The sequence below is a fragment of the Streptomyces atratus genome (assembly GCF_040655115.1).
Classification (GTDB): Bacteria; Actinomycetota; Actinomycetes; order Streptomycetales; family Streptomycetaceae; genus Streptomyces; species Streptomyces atratus_D.
The window spans coordinates 158,969-174,051 of the sequence record NZ_JBFAJH010000010.1; the positions used below are offsets into that span (position 1 = coordinate 158,969).

Annotated in this window: 12 protein-coding genes, 1 tRNA gene and 1 pseudogene; 8 read left to right on the forward strand and 6 right to left on the reverse strand. The window is 68.2% G+C overall.

The window, feature by feature from the left end:
- Positions 1–6: 6 nt before the first annotated feature.
- From efeB to AB0I23_RS14995, 4 genes are all read left to right on the forward strand, one after another.
- A complete protein-coding gene (gene efeB / locus AB0I23_RS14980) occupies positions 7–1,317 on the forward strand; it encodes an iron uptake transporter deferrochelatase/peroxidase subunit (RefSeq protein ID WP_359109608.1) in 1,311 nt (436 codons plus the stop codon).
- A 27-nt stretch (positions 1,318–1,344) separates the two neighbouring features.
- On the forward strand, positions 1,345–2,280 hold the full coding sequence (pheA, locus tag AB0I23_RS14985; RefSeq protein WP_037694981.1) for a prephenate dehydratase: 936 nt from the start codon (positions 1,345–1,347) through the stop codon (positions 2,278–2,280).
- A 667-nt stretch (positions 2,281–2,947) separates the two neighbouring features.
- Complete coding sequence (gene serS, locus AB0I23_RS14990; RefSeq protein ID WP_359109609.1) at positions 2,948–4,237, forward strand: serine--tRNA ligase; 1,290 nt, start codon at positions 2,948–2,950, stop codon at positions 4,235–4,237.
- On the forward strand, positions 4,234–5,031 hold the full coding sequence (locus tag AB0I23_RS14995) for an HAD family hydrolase (RefSeq protein ID WP_359109610.1): 798 nt from the start codon (positions 4,234–4,236) through the stop codon (positions 5,029–5,031). Before serS ends, AB0I23_RS14995 begins: the two co-directional genes overlap by 4 nt.
- 111 nt (positions 5,032–5,142) lie before the next feature.
- Here the strand turns inward: AB0I23_RS14995 and AB0I23_RS15000 are convergent.
- From AB0I23_RS15000 to AB0I23_RS15025, 6 genes are all read right to left on the reverse strand, one after another.
- Positions 5,143–5,230, reverse strand: a tRNA-Ser gene (locus AB0I23_RS15000).
- 313 nt (positions 5,231–5,543) lie between these two features.
- The gene (locus tag AB0I23_RS15005; protein WP_359109611.1) at positions 5,544–6,239 is read right to left on the reverse strand and encodes a hypothetical protein; all 696 of its coding nucleotides are present in this window, start codon (positions 6,237–6,239) and stop codon (positions 5,544–5,546) included.
- 302 nt (positions 6,240–6,541) lie between these two features.
- Entirely contained in the window at positions 6,542–7,261 is a 720-nt protein-coding gene (locus tag AB0I23_RS15010) for an ABC transporter permease (RefSeq protein WP_359109612.1), read from the reverse strand.
- Positions 7,262–7,291: 30 nt separating this feature from the next.
- Positions 7,292–8,203 carry an ABC transporter ATP-binding protein gene (locus tag AB0I23_RS15015; protein WP_359109613.1) on the reverse strand — a complete coding sequence of 304 codons (912 nt, stop codon included), beginning with the start codon at positions 8,201–8,203 and terminating at the stop codon, positions 7,292–7,294.
- Positions 8,200–9,108 carry an ABC transporter permease gene (locus tag AB0I23_RS15020; RefSeq protein WP_359109614.1) on the reverse strand — a complete coding sequence of 303 codons (909 nt, stop codon included), beginning with the start codon at positions 9,106–9,108 and terminating at the stop codon, positions 8,200–8,202. The genes AB0I23_RS15015 and AB0I23_RS15020 overlap by 4 nt, the downstream gene beginning before the upstream one ends.
- Positions 9,098–10,111, reverse strand: a complete 1,014-nt coding sequence (locus AB0I23_RS15025; RefSeq protein WP_359109657.1) for an ABC transporter ATP-binding protein — start codon at positions 10,109–10,111, stop codon at positions 9,098–9,100. Before AB0I23_RS15025 ends, AB0I23_RS15020 begins: the two co-directional genes overlap by 11 nt.
- A 356-nt stretch (positions 10,112–10,467) precedes the next feature.
- On the opposite strand from AB0I23_RS15025, the pseudogene AB0I23_RS15030 reads away from it, so the two are divergent.
- The 4 genes and pseudogenes from AB0I23_RS15030 to AB0I23_RS15045 form a co-directional block, all read left to right on the forward strand.
- Positions 10,468–11,253 (forward strand): annotated as a pseudogene (locus AB0I23_RS15030) (M24 family metallopeptidase); the annotation flags it as partial.
- Positions 11,250–13,031 (forward strand): SDR family oxidoreductase, encoded by a 1,782-nt coding sequence (locus tag AB0I23_RS15035; RefSeq protein ID WP_359109615.1) that lies wholly within the window; start codon positions 11,250–11,252, stop codon positions 13,029–13,031. The pseudogene AB0I23_RS15030 and the gene AB0I23_RS15035, both read left to right, overlap by 4 nt.
- 26 nt (positions 13,032–13,057) lie before the next feature.
- Complete coding sequence (locus tag AB0I23_RS15040) at positions 13,058–14,002, forward strand: MerR family transcriptional regulator (protein ID WP_359109658.1); 945 nt, start codon at positions 13,058–13,060, stop codon at positions 14,000–14,002.
- Positions 14,003–14,146: 144 nt separating this feature from the next.
- A complete protein-coding gene (locus AB0I23_RS15045; RefSeq protein WP_359109616.1) occupies positions 14,147–14,689 on the forward strand; it encodes an RNA 2'-phosphotransferase in 543 nt (180 codons plus the stop codon).
- The last annotated feature ends 394 nt before the right edge of the window (positions 14,690–15,083 follow it).

Genomic DNA, 15,083 nt, shown 5'->3' on the forward strand with positions numbered 1-15,083 from the left:
AGCAACGTGAGCACAGACAGCAAGAAGACCGGAAGCAACGGGGAGAGGTCCACCGGCGAGATCTCCCGGCGACGGCTGCTCGGCAGCGTGGGTGCGGCCGGTGCGACCGGACTGGTACTGGGCACGGCGGGCGGTGCGACCGGTTACGCCGCAGCCCGCGCCGACGAGCCGACAGCACTGATGACGGTCGGCTCGACCGAGGCAGTGTTTCACGGGAAACACCAACCGGGGATCACCACTCCGCTTCAGGCGCGCGGCCATCTCATCGCCTTCGACCTGGCACCCGGCGCAGGGCGGAAGGAAGCCGCCGCCCTGATGCGCCGCTGGTCGGAGGTGGCCCAGCGCCTGATGGCCGGCGAACCCCTCAGTGGGGGCAGCGCGGACGGCACGGACCACGACACCGGGATCGCGCTGGATGCGGGCCCCTCCTCGCTGACCGTCACCTTCGGCTTCGGGCACTCCTTCTTCGTGCGCACGGGGCTGGTGGACCACCGGCCGCCCGGACTGGATCCGCTGCCGCCGTTCTCCGCCGACCGGCTCGACGCCAAGCGCTCCCACGGCGACCTCTGGGTGCAGATCGGCGCCGACGACGCGCTCGTCGCCTTCCACGCACTGCGCGCCATCCAGAAGGAGGCTGCCACGACGGCCCGGGTCCGCTGGCAGATGAACGGCTTCAACCGCACCCCCGGTGCCACGGCCGAGCCGGCAACCGCCCGCAATCTGATGGGCCAGATCGACGGCACCGGGAACCCGAAGCAGTCGGAGAGCGACTTCGACCGGCGCATCTTCGTACCTTCTCAGCCTGCGGCGGGCGACGAGGCGAGGTACGCCTGGCTGGCCGGTGGCTCCTACGCCGTCGTACGGCGGATCCGGATGCTGCTCGACGACTGGGAGAAGCTTCCGGTGGCACAGCAGGAGCGGGTCATAGGGCGGCGCAAGTCGGACGGCGCGCCGCTGAGCGGCGGCACCGAGACCACCCCGATGGACCTCGACAAGTCGGGCCCCGACGGCAAACTGCTGATCCCGGGCAACGCCCACGCCCGGATCTCCTCCCCCGAGCGGAACAGCGGGGCTGCGATGCTGCGCCGCCCCTTCTCGTACCACGACGGCATCGCGGCCGACGGCACTCCCGACGCCGGACTGCTGTTCATCTGCTGGCAGGCGGATCCTCTGAAGGGATTCGTGCCGGTACAGCGCAAACTCGACCGGGGTGATGCGCTGTCGCCGTTCCTCCGGCACGAGGCGAGCGGCCTCTTCGCAGTGCCGGGCGGTGCGGCGGAAGGGGAATACGTGGGGCAGCGACTCCTGGAGCCCTGAGCCACCAAGGCGCACTAGGGTGACGGTATGTCCGCCACGCGCTACGCCTATCTCGGCCCCGAAGGCACCTTCACCGAGGTCGCCCTCCGTACGCTCCCGGAAGCCGCCACCCGGGAACTTGTCCCGATGGTCTCCGTACCGGCGGCTCTGGACGCGGTACGGACCGGGGCTGCCGCGGCCGCCCTCGTACCGATCGAGAACTCCGTCGAGGGCGGTATCACCGCGACCCTCGACGAGTTGACCACCGGCGAACCGCTGATGATCTACCGCGAGGTGCTGCTCTCCATCACCTTCGCGCTGCTCGTGCGGCCCGGCACCAAGCTGTCCGACGTCAAGACTGTCACCGCGCACCCGGCCGCACAGCCACAGGTACGCAACTGGATGGCGGCCCATCTGCCGGAGGCCGTATGGGAGTCGGCCGCGTCCAACGCGGACGGTGCGCGGTTGGTGCAGGAGGGACGGTACGACGCCGCCTTCGCCGGTGAGTTCGCGGCGGCGACCTACGGCCTCGAACCGCTGGTGACGGAGATCCACGACGCGGAGAACGCGCAGACGCGCTTCGTGCTGGTGGGTCGCCCGGCCCGGCCCGCGGCGCCGACCGGCGCGGACAAGACGTCGGTGGTCATCTGGCTGGGCGACGATCACCCCGGCGCACTGCTCGAACTCCTCCAGGAATTCATGGTGCGCGGGGTGAACCTGATGCTGATCCAGTCGCGGCCGACCGGCGCGGGCATCGGGAACTACTGCTTCGCCGTCGATGCCGAGGGACACATCGCGGACCGTCGCGTCGGGGAGGCGCTGATGGGACTGAAGCGGATCTGTCCGAAGGTGCGGTTCCTCGGTTCGTATCCGCGTGCGGGGGTGGCGCCGGAGGACGTACGGCCGCTGCGCGACGGGACGTCGGACAGGGAGTTCACGGACGCCTCGGACTGGCTGGCCCGGGTCCAGGACGGCCGTGCCTGACGGGGACCCGGATGATCGGGCCTGACGGCCTGGGGTGATGGCCGTCGCTGAGGACCTGGCCCGACGGCCTGGACCGATGGGGGATGGGCATCCCTGCGACGGTTGCATGCGCGGATCGCCGGTATTACCTGCTGATTTTCACAATCCGCAAGAGTTATCCACAGGGCCGGTTCTCGACCTGGGGACAAGTCGACACCCTCACCATGACATGGTCGACAAATCGTCCCACCCGTCCCACATCTGCCCACAGAGCCGCAGGCCACCCGTGTCATCACAATTCCATTGATCAACTCTTTAGGATGAGGAATTCCCACCCGAATGAGTGTGTGAAGTGAGTTTGAACGGGGACTCCATGAGCCCTCATGCGGCTTTCGGAATGATCTCTTCCTGCGTCCACAGACTTCCCCCACAGCCTGTGGATAACCCTGAAGGATTTCCCGCCCCTGTGGACAAGTGTCCTCAACTCCCCCCGCACACAAGGCTGATACGTCAAGATCGAAAGCCCTTTCTGCCCCATTTAGGGGAATAGTGGCTCCTTATTGACGACTGGAGTCGACCACGGGCGATGATGCTCCAGCATTTTTACCAATTCCGGCAATTCGGGCAAAGTGAAACGCTCGGCAATATCGGTTCGAGCTACGGAAGCGCACACCGGTAGCCTGGAGGGGTGATTGACCTTCGCCTGCTTCGTGAGGACCCCGACCGTGTTCGCGCCTCCCAGCGTGCCCGTGGAGAGGACGTCGCGCTCGTCGACGCCCTTCTCTCCGCCGACGAGCGGCGCAGGTCGTCCGGTGTCCGCTTCGACGCACTCCGTTCCGAGCAGAAATCGCTCGGAAAGCTCATCCCCAAGGCTTCTCCCGAGGAGCGCGCCGAGCTGCTCAGGAGGGCCGAGCAGCTGAAGGCCGACGTCAAGGCGGCCGACGCGGCGCAGGACGAGGCCGACGCGGAGGCCAAGAGCCTGCTGCTGCAGCTCGGCAACATCGTCCACGAGGACGTCCCGGTCGGCGGCGAGGAGGACTTCGTCGTCCTGGAGACGCACGGCACCATCCGCGACTTCGGTGCCGAGGGCTTCGAGCCCAAGGACCACCTGGAGCTCGGCGAGGCGCTCGGCGCGATCGACATGGAACGCGGCGCCAAGGTGTCCGGCTCGCGCTTCTACTATCTGACCGGTGTCGGCGCGCTGCTGGAGCTCGCCCTCGTCAACGCCGCGATCGCGCAGGCCACCGAGGCCGGGTTCATCCCGATGCTGACCCCCGCGCTGGTCCGCCCCCGCGCGATGGAGGGCACCGGCTTCCTCGGCCAGGCCGCGGAGAACGTGTACCACCTGGAGAAGGACGACTACTACCTGGTCGGCACCTCCGAGGTCCCGCTCGCCGCTTACCACATGGACGAGATCATCGACGCGGACAAGCTGCCGCTCCGCTACGCGGGCTTCTCGCCCTGCTTCCGCCGCGAGGCCGGTACGTACGGCAAGGACACCCGGGGCATTTTCCGCGTCCACCAGTTCGACAAGGTCGAGATGTTCTCGTACGTCGACCCGGCGGACGCCGAGGCGGAGCACCTGCGTCTTCTGGACTGGGAAAAGCAGTGGCTCACCGGCCTCGAACTGCCGTTCCAGGTGATCGACGTGGCCACCGGCGACCTGGGGGCATCGGCCTCCCGGAAGTTCGACTGCGAGGCGTGGATCCCGACCCAGGGCAAGTACCGCGAGCTGACGTCCGCATCGAACTGCGACGGTTTCCAGGCGCGCCGCCTCTCCGTCCGGATGCGCGACACCCGCGACGGCAAGAAGGTCCTCCAGCCGCTCGCCACGCTGAACGGCACGCTCTGCGCCGTACCGCGCACCATCGTGGCGATCCTGGAGAACCACCAGTTGGCCGACGGTTCGGTACGGGTGCCCGAGGTGCTCCGTCCGTACCTGGGCGGGCGTGAGGTCCTGGAACCGGTCGCCAAGTGACCTTCCCGTACAAGCTCGTCGCCACCGACCTCGACGGGACGCTGCTGCGTAACGACGACACGGTCTCCGAGCGCACCCGCGAGGCACTGGCCGCCGTCACCGCGGCCGGTGCCGCTCACATCATCGTCACCGGGCGGGCCGTCCCGTGGACCCGGCACATCCTGGACGACCTGGACTATCAGGGCATCGCCGTCTGCGGCCAGGGCGCGCAGGTCTACCACGCGGGCGAGCACAAGCTGCTGACGTCGCTGACGCTGGACCGCCAGCTCGCCGGCCTCGCGCTCTCCAAGATCGAGGCGGAGGTCGGACCGCTGGCGCTGGCGGCGAGCCGCGACGGGCTCGACGGCGAGGTGCTGGTCGGCCCCGGCTACCGCGTACAGGACGGACCCCTGCCGGCCGTCTTCGTGGAGGACGCGATCGAGATGTGGTCCGCGCCCCTGAACAAGGTCTACATCCAGCACCCGGAACTCGACGACGACGCACTGGCGAACGCGGCGCGTGGGGCCGTCGGCAACCTGGTGGACGTCGTCATGGCGGGCCCGGGCGTGGTGGAGATCCTGCCGCTGGGCCTGAGCAAGGCGACCGGGCTCTCGCTGGCGGCGCGCCGTCTGGGCGTGAAGGCGGCGGACACGCTCGCCTTCGGTGACATGCCGAACGACATCCCGATGTTCGCCTGGGCGCAGCACGGGGTCGCGATGGCCAACGCGCACGACGACCTGAAGGCCGTCGCGCATGAGATCACCGCCTCGAACGAGGACGACGGCATCGCGGTGGTGCTGGAGCAGCTGCTCTAGGCAGCCGCAGGCCGCGCGCATGCGGAGAATCACGGGCCGGGTGCAGGCATGCACCCGGCCCGTGATCGTGTGCGACCTCAGCGCACGGGGTCGTCTGCGCCGGTATCTGTGCGGAGGATGCGCGGATCGAACGCGCGCGGGGTCAACAGCCCCGACCACGGCTTAGCAAGCCGCTGCCTTACCACTCGGCCAATCCTCCGGGTGGGCGGCCGCGCGATACGCGCAAAAAAGCCGCCCCGGGCGTCCTGCTGGGAGCGGCTCAGCGGAGTGAGGTGATGGTTACTCCGGCGCCTGCTCCGGGCCGCCCTGGTGGGAACTCGACGGACTCGTACTTTCGGTCATCGTCGCGCTCCTCTCCCGGTCCTGTGGCGTGCTTTCCTCAATCACTGTGCCTGGCGCCGTCCTTGTCCGCCACCCATTATTCGAGCGGCGACGACCGACGGGGGGTGCTCGCTGTCCGCCCCGGCCCACGTACGTCTGGCCGTGGGCGGACAGCTGGCGGCGGACGGTAATCAGCGGCGCCTACGGTGACGTCGCAGATCCTGGAGCTGACGGACGAAGTCGTCCATCCGCGCATCGATACGGACGATGTCCTCGGACATGTCCCCCAGCCGGACACTCATCGCGCCGACGACCCGATTCGTGGTTTCCAGCCTGCGGTCGAGGCTGTCGAGCCGGTGCGACATCCGGTTGAGTACCGGCCCGAGCTCCTGGAGCGCGGAACCGACTCCGGCCAGGCAGTTCTCGACGCGATTGACCCGACGGTCGAGCGAGGCGAGCCCTGTCCGCAGATCCTCCTCCGCACCTAGGAGGTAGGTTCGGACGCATCGAGCGATGTCGCTGTCGCGAAGAAGCATGGCGACGTCGAGCACGGTCCGGCGGGTGAACAGGGTGAGTCGAGTGGCCGCCTGTGGATAACTTTCGCCCTCACGGCCACCCCATAGGGACATCATGTCCCTATGGAAGTTTCGCAGCTCAGAGCCTCGCAGTAGCGTGAGGCCGTTCTCCTCCATCTCGCCACGATGGCGCTGGATCACCTTCTTGACGACCTCTGTGGATACTTCGAAGTAACGAGCCACGTCCTCTGTGCGGACGTGAATTCCGTCAGGAAGCATGACGAGGCTCTTGACCTTGTCGAGGACGTCGACGCGCCCCATCTGCTCGACGCGCAGCGCACGCGATTCGAGCAGGGCGACTTCCGTGGGCATGGGCATGCCTTCCGTTCGAGAAACCGGCAATGGACGGCCCTGTCCCCGGGCTTCAGGGGCGGAGGACGCTCACGGTTGCCACTCACCCAATGACCGACCCGGCCCGCACCGTCTCGCCGGAGCCGGAATCGGCAATCCCCAATTTCACGAACACTACGACGCCACGGATTCTCATTGCCTCCACGCCCCCTGAACAACGAACCGATAACCGTACAGTTACGCGTACGACGGTCCGTTCATGCGCCAACCCCCGCCCGAGGGGCAGGGGTTGGCGGACACAAGGGGCTGCGGAGCCCTACCGCTCACTCCTCGCCGGCGAGCTTCAGCGTGCGCAGTTTCTGACCGGCGTACCAGGTGGCGGCCACCGTGACAGCGGCCAGCAGAACCGTCGCGAGCGGCAGTCCGACGTCGGAGGTGATCGCACCGTCCCCGCCGACCTTCGCGGCGAGCGCGAGCGACCACTGCTGCACGCTGAGCGTGCGCGCCCCCGGCACCAGGCTGCCGAAGAGCGCCTCCCACACCAGCGCGTAGACCAGGCCGAAGACCACCGCGTGCCTGCTGACCGTGCCGAGCAGCAGGAACAGCGCGCTGTACGCGATGGAGGCGACCAGTGCCGCGATCGTGTAAGCCACCGCGATCTGCTGGCCGTTACCGTTGAGGATCATGCCCGCGACGAACGTCGGCAGAGCGGAGAAGACCATGGTCACCGCGATGGCCACGGTCAGCTTGGTGACGATGATCGTCGGCCGTCTCACCGGCTTGGCCAGCAGATAGACGATCGAACCGTCGTCGATCTCCGGTCCGATGGCTCCGGTACCGGCGATCACGCCGATCAGCGGCACCATCGTGGCGATGGCGAAACCGCCCAGTACATCGGTGGCGACCTGGTCATCGACCCCGGCGAACGCCCGCACCGCCACGGCGATGACGATCAGCAGCGCGGGCAGGACGAAGAGGATGGCGGCCCGGCGCCGGCCGAGCAGGGCCCGGTAGGTGAGCCGGGCGACTGTGGGGTTGTACATGACGCTTCACAGCTCCTTTCAGGCCGCTACTCAGGCCGCTACGAGATAGGAAAAGACGGATTCGAGGGACTCGTCGGACGGTGAGACGGTCAGCAGTCGGATGCCGTGTTCCCGTGCGACCCTCGGCAGCAGCGTGGTGAACCGTCCGAAGTCGACCGCCTGGATACGCAGCGCCTGCTCGCTCAGGTCGACTTCGATCCCGGCCGTCGACGGGTCGGCGATGAGCGCGGCGGCGAGGGCGCGGTCGTCGCTGGACCGTACGAGATAGCGGTGTGGACGGTCCGTCATCAGGCGGCGGATCTTCCGGAAGTCACCGGACGCGGCATGCCGTCCGGCCACGATCACCTCGATGTGCGAGGCGAGTTGCTCGACCTCCTCGAGGATGTGGGAGGAGAACAGGACCGTACGGCCCTCGGCGCCCATCCGCCGAAGCAGCTCCATCAGCTGCATCCGCTGGCGGGGGTCCATCCCGTTGAACGGTTCGTCGAGCAGCAGCACGGACGGCTCGTGGACCAGCGCGGACGCCATCTTCACGCGCTGCCGCATGCCCTTGCTGTACGTGGCGATCTTGCGGTCCTGCGCGTACTCCATCTCGACCGTGGCCAGCGCCTTCTGCGCGGCAGCCTCGTCGAGTCCCTGCAGTTCCGCGTTGGCGACGACGAACTCGCGGCCGGTGAGGAAGTCGTACATCGCCTCCCGCTCCGGCACGATGCCGATCTGCCGGTACACCTCCTCATTGCGCCAGATCAGCGCGCCGTCGAGAGTGACCTTGCCGGTCGACGGCGCGAGAAACCCGGCCATCATGTTGATCAGCGTGGACTTCCCCGCACCGTTGGGGCCGAGCAGGCCGGTCACACCGGGGCCCACGGTCATACTCACGTCGTTGACGGCGACCACATTGCCGAACCAGCGCGAGGTGTGGTCGATCTCGATGGTGGTCACAGCCCGACCCTCCGGTAGCGGCGCATCAGAACGGCGTACGAGCCGGCGACGAGCGCGAGGACAACGATCAGATACACCACGCCTGTCCCGGCGCCCGGTGATTCGCCTCCGGGGAAGGCGGAGGTGGCACCGAGGAACGCGCTCTGGACGCCGCCGATCAGCGTGATGGGCGAGAAGAGCCCCAGCCACTGCACGGCGCCGGGCGAGCCCGTCTGCCAGGCGATGGCCTGGACCGTGGAGACCGCTCCGTACGAGATGGTCAGCACGGCGATCACCGCGGCAACACCGAAGCCGCGGCGCGGAGTCAGTGCGGCCATCACCAGGCCGAGTCCTGCGAAGAGCACGGAGAGCAGGGCCACCGACACGAGCCCCTGTCCGAACCACGTGGTCTGGTCGGCGAAGTCGAACTTCCCCAACAGGGCTCCCACATACATCACGAGAAGCGGTGTCGCGGTGAGAATGAACAGGGCGGATGCCATCGCGGCGTACTTGGCGACGACGTAGTCGACTCGTTCGACGGGGCGCGAGAAGTACAGCGGGACGCTCTTGAAGCGAAGGTCCCGGGAGACGGACTGCGGCGCCTGCGAGGCGATGAAGAGACCGATGACGGCCTGCAGATAGATCGCGAAATCCGTATATTTGATCACGAGCTTCGTCGCGTCGGGCGTGGCCATCGCGACGGCCACGATGATCAGCGCAACCAGGCACATCACGCCGAAGAGCAGCATCGGCAGCACCTTGGACTTGGCTGATCGGCCCAGTCCGAAGGAGCCCCGCAACGACTGCGAGTAGAGGGAACGGCGGGCATAGCCGCGACCCAGGCGCGGGCCGTCGTAGGAGCGGTACCCGATGTTGTGGATCCGGGTGGTCTCGCTCCCGGTCACGGCCCCGGTCTCAGTGCTCATCGCGACCGCTCCCCTTCTGCTGTGCGGCTCCTGCCAGGACGGTCTCCGTGGTCTCTGCGGCGCCTTCGGTACGGAAGACCTCGGCGATGTGGTGGCGCCGCTGTTCCATCCGTACGAGGCCGAGTCCGAGCCCGGCGACGCTGTCGCGGACGACGTCGTACGTCTCCTCGCCGGTGGCCTCGATCAGCAGGATGTGACCGGCGCCGGGCAGACCGTCCGCCTCGATTCCGTCGCGGCCCAGAAGACCGACTCCGGCTGCCGTGAGCGCCCGGCGCAGTGCGTCCGTGCCGTCGGGGTGGACGTCGCTGTCGGTGACCTCGACCGCGAGGGTCGTGGTGGTCTGGGTGAAGTCGCTGGTGGAGCTGGAGCGCAGCAGCGCGCCGCCGTCGATGACGACGACATGATCGCAGGTGCGCTCCAATTCTCCCAGAAGGTGGGAGGTCACCAGGACCGAGATGCCGAAGTCGGTGTGGACACGGCGGATCAGGCCGAGCATCTCGTCGCGGCCGACCGGGTCCAGGCCGTTGGTCGGCTCGTCGAGGAGGACCAGCTGCGGGTCGTGGACGAGCGCCTGGGCCAGCTTCACGCGCTGCTTCATGCCGGTCGAGTAGCCGCCGATGGGGCGGTAGCGCTCCTCGTACAGGCCGACGTGGCGCAGCGTGTCGGCGGTGCGCTCGCGCGCTGCCGTCGGCGGCAGTCCGGACATCCGCGCCATGTGGACGACGAACTCGGTGGCCGAGACGTCCGGCGGCAGGCAGTCGTGCTCGGGCATGTAGCCGACCCGTTCCCGGATGGCGGCGCCACCGGTGGCGACGTCCAGCCCGAGCACCGCGGCCCGGCCTTCGGTGGCGGGGGACAGACCCAGCAGGATCTTGATCAATGTGGACTTGCCGGCTCCATTGGCGCCCACCAGGCCGGTTACACCGGGCCCGATGTCCAGGGAGAGCCGGTCAAGCGCGGTCACCCTCGGGAACCGCTTGCTCAGGCTTTCGGTCGCGATCACAGTCACGTCTTCGAAGATAGTGGCGCAGGCCACACAGGTCGTCAGACCAGGCGGTTGGATCCGCGTCAGTCTCCAGTCGTACGGCCCCGTAGGGGGACCCCACGAAGGAGGACGACGAAGATAAGGGGTGGTGGCCGGGAGCAGGGCCGGAGCGGGGCGCTCGGGGAGCTGCCGGGGAGTTGTCCACAGGTCTTTGCGCACCCTTGACGCAGCCGCCGGACATTGTCACATTCATCAGTGTCGCGTTACGAGCACGTACCGCACACGACATGGGACGGACGGTGACATGGCCTCACCGGTGAAGGACGGACTGCTTCAGGAGCTCCAGAGGTTCAGAGAGGTGCAACGCCTCGCGTATGCCTGCGCGGAGGCAGTCGCCGCGCGGCTCGGACCGGGGGTGACGGAGCGTGAGGCGGCCCGGATGCAGCGGGAGTGGCTACGCGAGCGAGGGGTCCGTGACTGGTTCCATCTCCCGTTCGCCTGGTTCGGGGACCGCACGGCTTTCGCCGGTTTCAAGGTGCCGCTGCGGTTCTTCCCGACCAACCGGAAGCTGGAGCCCGGGATGCCGTTCATCCTCGACATGGCTCCGGTGTACAAGGAGTTCACGGCGGACATCGGATATTCCGGCTGTCTCGGGCTCAACCCGTTGCACGACAAGCTCCTTGGGATATGCGTCGCCGACCAGGATGCGAAAGCGGAGGACCAGTGCGCCCAAGACCGTTCGGGGCGTGCCGATGAGCCGGGACTCACTCCTGCTCACCGCCCAGGAACGGTACGCCAACAGGCACCGCGCCTATCCCTTCGGCGTCATCGCCCACAAGGTCGACCGCGTCGCCGAGCGCCGCTGGTCACCGCGGGTGTTCGGGTTCGGTACCCAGTCGCTCAAGGGTCTCGTCGGCGATGCGGTGCACGGGCACCGGGACGGCTGGTCTCCGCTGTGAAGTCCGTACCGCTTCTCCGACCATCCTCCGCAGCCGGGGCTGTGGGCGGTCGAACCCCATCTCGGATTCCGGGGCACGGGCGCGAAGTTCGAGGAGATCCTGGTCGTCACCGACTCCAAGGACCCTGAGCAGAGGGCCTTCCGGCTGGACGACGATCTGCCGCATGTGCGGCGCTGGGCCGAGGAGAGGGTGGCGGTGTGAGTCTGCAAGATGTGCCGGGGTTCCGTGAACGCCGGGTGCGTACGGGCGGGATCGAGCTGTGCGTCGCCGAGCTGGGCGACGGGACGCGCCCGACGGTCGTGCTGGTGCACGGCTATCCGGACAGCAAGGAAGTCTGGACGCAGGTCGCGGTGCGGCTGGTCGAGCAGTGGCATGTCGTCCTGTACGACGTGCGCGGCCATGGCCGGTCGACGGCTCCGGAGCCGCTGCGAGGCGGGTTCACTCTGGAGAAACTCACCGACGACTTCCTGGCCGTCGTCGATGCGGTGAGCCCGGACCGGCCGGTGCATCTGGTCGGGCACGACTGGGGTTCGGTCCAGTCGTGGGAGTTCGCGACGGTCAAGCGCACCGAGGGCCGGATCGCCTCCTTCACGTCGATGTCGGGTCCCTCCCTGGACCACTTCGGTCACTGGATCAAGCAGCGGATGACGCGGCCCACCCCGCGCCGGGTCGGTCAGCTGCTCGGTCAGGGGGCCAAGTCCTGGTACGTGTACATGCTGCACACGCCGGTGCTGCCGGAGCTCGCCTGGCGCGGTCCGCTCGGCAAGCAGTGGCCGCGGATACTCCAGCGGATGGAGAAGGTGCCCGCGGGCGACTACCCGACGCCCTCCCTGCCGAACGACGCGGCGCACGGCGCCTGGCTCTACCGGGACAACGTCCGCGCCCGGCTGCGCAGACCGCGTGCCGATGCGTACGCGCATGTGCCGGTCCAGCTGATCACGCCGACGGGTGACATCTTCCTTTCGGAGAAGCTGTACGACCAACTGGAGCTGTGGGTACCGCATTTGGTACGGCGCTCCCTACCGGCCAAGCACTGGGTGCCGCGCACCCGCCCGGACCAGCTGGCCTCCTGGATCAGCGAGTTCGTCGCCGCCGACGAGTCGGCGCGGGAGGACGGGCGGCCGGCCCCGGACACCGCACCGACCGGGGCGTACGCCGACCGGTTCGGCGGTCAGCTGGTCCTGGTGACGGGCGCGGCGGGCGGTATCGGGCGGGCCACCGCATTCGCGTTCGCCGAGGCGGGCGCCCGGGTGGTGGCCGTGGACCGCGACGCGGAAGGGGCGGCCAGAACAGCGGAGATGGCCCGTCTGATCGGCTCCCCCGCCGCCTGGAGCGAGGCGGTGGACGTCAGCGACGAGCAGGCGATGGAGAAGCTCGCCGAAAAGGTCGCCGCCGAGTACGGGATCGTCGACGTCCTGGTCAACAACGCCGGGATCGGGCTGTCCGGCTCTTTCCTGGAGACCACGAGCGAGGACTGGAAGAACGTCCTGGACGTCAATCTGTGGGGCGTCATCCACGGCTGCCGGATCTTCGGCAGGCAGATGGCCGAGCGCGGCCAGGGCGGCCATATCGTCAACACCGCCTCCGCCGCCGCGTATCAGCCGTCCCGGGCGCTGCCCGCGTACAGCACCTCCAAAGCGGCCGTACTGATGCTCAGCGAGTGCCTGCGGGCCGAACTGGCGGAGCGTTCGATCGGAGTCAGTGCCATCTGCCCCGGCATCGTCAACACCAACATCACGGCGACCACGCACTTCGCCGGGGCCGACGCGGATGAGGAGAAACGTCTGCGGAAGCGGACCAGCCGACTGTACGGCCTCCGCAACTACCCGCCGGAGAAGGTCGCCGACGCGATCCTCGATGCCGTGGTGCACAACCGCGCCGTGGTGCCGGTGACACCGGAGGCGCGAGCCGCCCGGTTCCTGTCCCGGCTCAGCCCCGGCGCGCTGCGCGGGATCGCCCGGCTTAAGCCGCCGCTGTGAGCCGGGCAGAGCCGTCCGCGGCAACGATGCGTTCCGCCGCCGAGTACCGGATCGAGGACCTGGCGCATGCGAGCGGCGCCACGGTCCGCACGATCCGGGCCTATCAGGACCGGGGGCTGTTGCCGACGCCGGAGCGGCGCGGCAGGGCCAATGTGTACCGGGACACGCATCTTGCCCGGCTCCGGCAGATCGCCGAGCTGCTGGATCGCGGTTACACGCTGGCCAGCATCAAGGAGCTGCTGGAGGCGTGGGACGCGGGACGCGGGCTGGGCGGAGTGCTCGGGCTCGTCGCCGAGGTGCACGGGCCATGGACCGATGAACAGGCCGACCGGATCACCCGGGAGGAGCTGCATGCGAGGTTCGGCGGCGCGCAGGACGACCAGGCGGTCGCCGAGGCGGTCGAGCTCGGCGTACTGGAGTGCATCCCGGGCCGGGGCGACGAGTTCCTGGTTCCGAGCCCACACGAGCTCTCTGTAGCCGTCGAGTTGCATGCCGCAGGGGTGCCCCTCACCGCAATCTCCGCTCATCTGCGGGAACTTCGGGGACAGGTCGAGCACATCGCCTCCCGTTTCCTGGAGTTCACCACGGAGCATGTGTTCGCTCGCTACCTCGGCCATCGTCCACCGACGGACGCGGATGCGGCCGAGGCCGCTTCGCTGGTCCGTCGGCTCCGCCCGCTCGCCCAGCGGACAGTGGACGCGGAACTGGCGCGGGCCATGCGGACGTTCGCCACGCGTCATCTGCAGCACCATCTCGGCGCGGACACACCGCTCACCCCGGGACTCTCGACGAGCGAGCCGCGTTCCGTACCACTGCCGCCGGAAACAATGCAGGCCGTACAGCGCCTGGTTGGTCCGCAGAACGTCGCTGCCTTTGTCGCCGCCGCCACTGAACGCGAGGTACAGGCCAGAACATTGGATACACTTGCCACATCAATCCACGAATCAAGGAAAGTTAACCAAAACAGTTGATTGCGAAGCCACTTGTCCACAGAATGGCCAATTCACCTGTGGATAACCGCAGTTGCTTGTGGATCGAACCTGTGGACGAAAATCGTTGCGAATCGTGAGCACATTCTGGTGCGCCGACGAGATCGCCACAGGCACTCTGTCCGGATGGACGAGAGACGCACCGTCAAGGTGTCCAAGTACCTCGCAAAGCATCTGCGGCACCAGCCCGAGCGGATCGGGATCCATCTCGACCCGAACGGCTGGGTGACGATCGACGAGTTGCTCCGGGCCGCGGCTCGGCACGGCTTCCCCCTCACCCGTGCCGAGCTCGACCATGTCGTTGCCGCCAATGACAAGCAGCGCTACGCGATCGAAGGCGACCGCATTCGGGCGAGCCAGGGCCACACCGTCCCGGTGGACCTCGGCCTGCCTCCGTCCGAGCCGCCCGCGTACCTCTGTCACGGCACTGTGGGCCGCGCCCTCGACACGATCCGCACCGAGGGGCTGCGCCCCATGAACCGGCTCCACGTCCACCTCTCGGCCGACCGCGAGACGGCTACCCGCGTCGGCGCCCGCCGTGGTAGGCCCGTGATCCTCTCGGTGGACGCGGGCGCGATGCACCGCGCCGGCCACCTCTTGTACGTCAGCGCGAACGGGGTCTGGCTGACCGACTCCGTACCGCCGGAGTTCCTCCACTTTCCCGGCTGAACCCGACCCGCCCGTCCCCGGCCGTCGTCTGCCGGTCCCACCCGCCCCTCCCGGCGGTCCCGGATCCGCGTCGGCTCCCCGTCCCGGCGTGAATGCCCTCATGGGCCCGTCCGCACTTCGCCGGCACGAAACCGACGTCCTCGCGATCCGCGAGATCGCCCACGTATTCGATCCGGAGGTGCGGGCCACCGATGACATCGGCGCCGACCAGGTCTCCCGCCGAACCTCCGCAGGCGCCTTCGTCATCACCGATGCGGACGGCTCACTGCCGCACAGGGTCTTCGTCGATCGTGCCGCTGCCCGGCGACGGGACGTACAAGCAGCTCGTCCTGGGCGACACACTGTCACCCTGGCTCAGCCGCAGCGTTCGCTGACGCGTCCCTGCTCCGCGGCT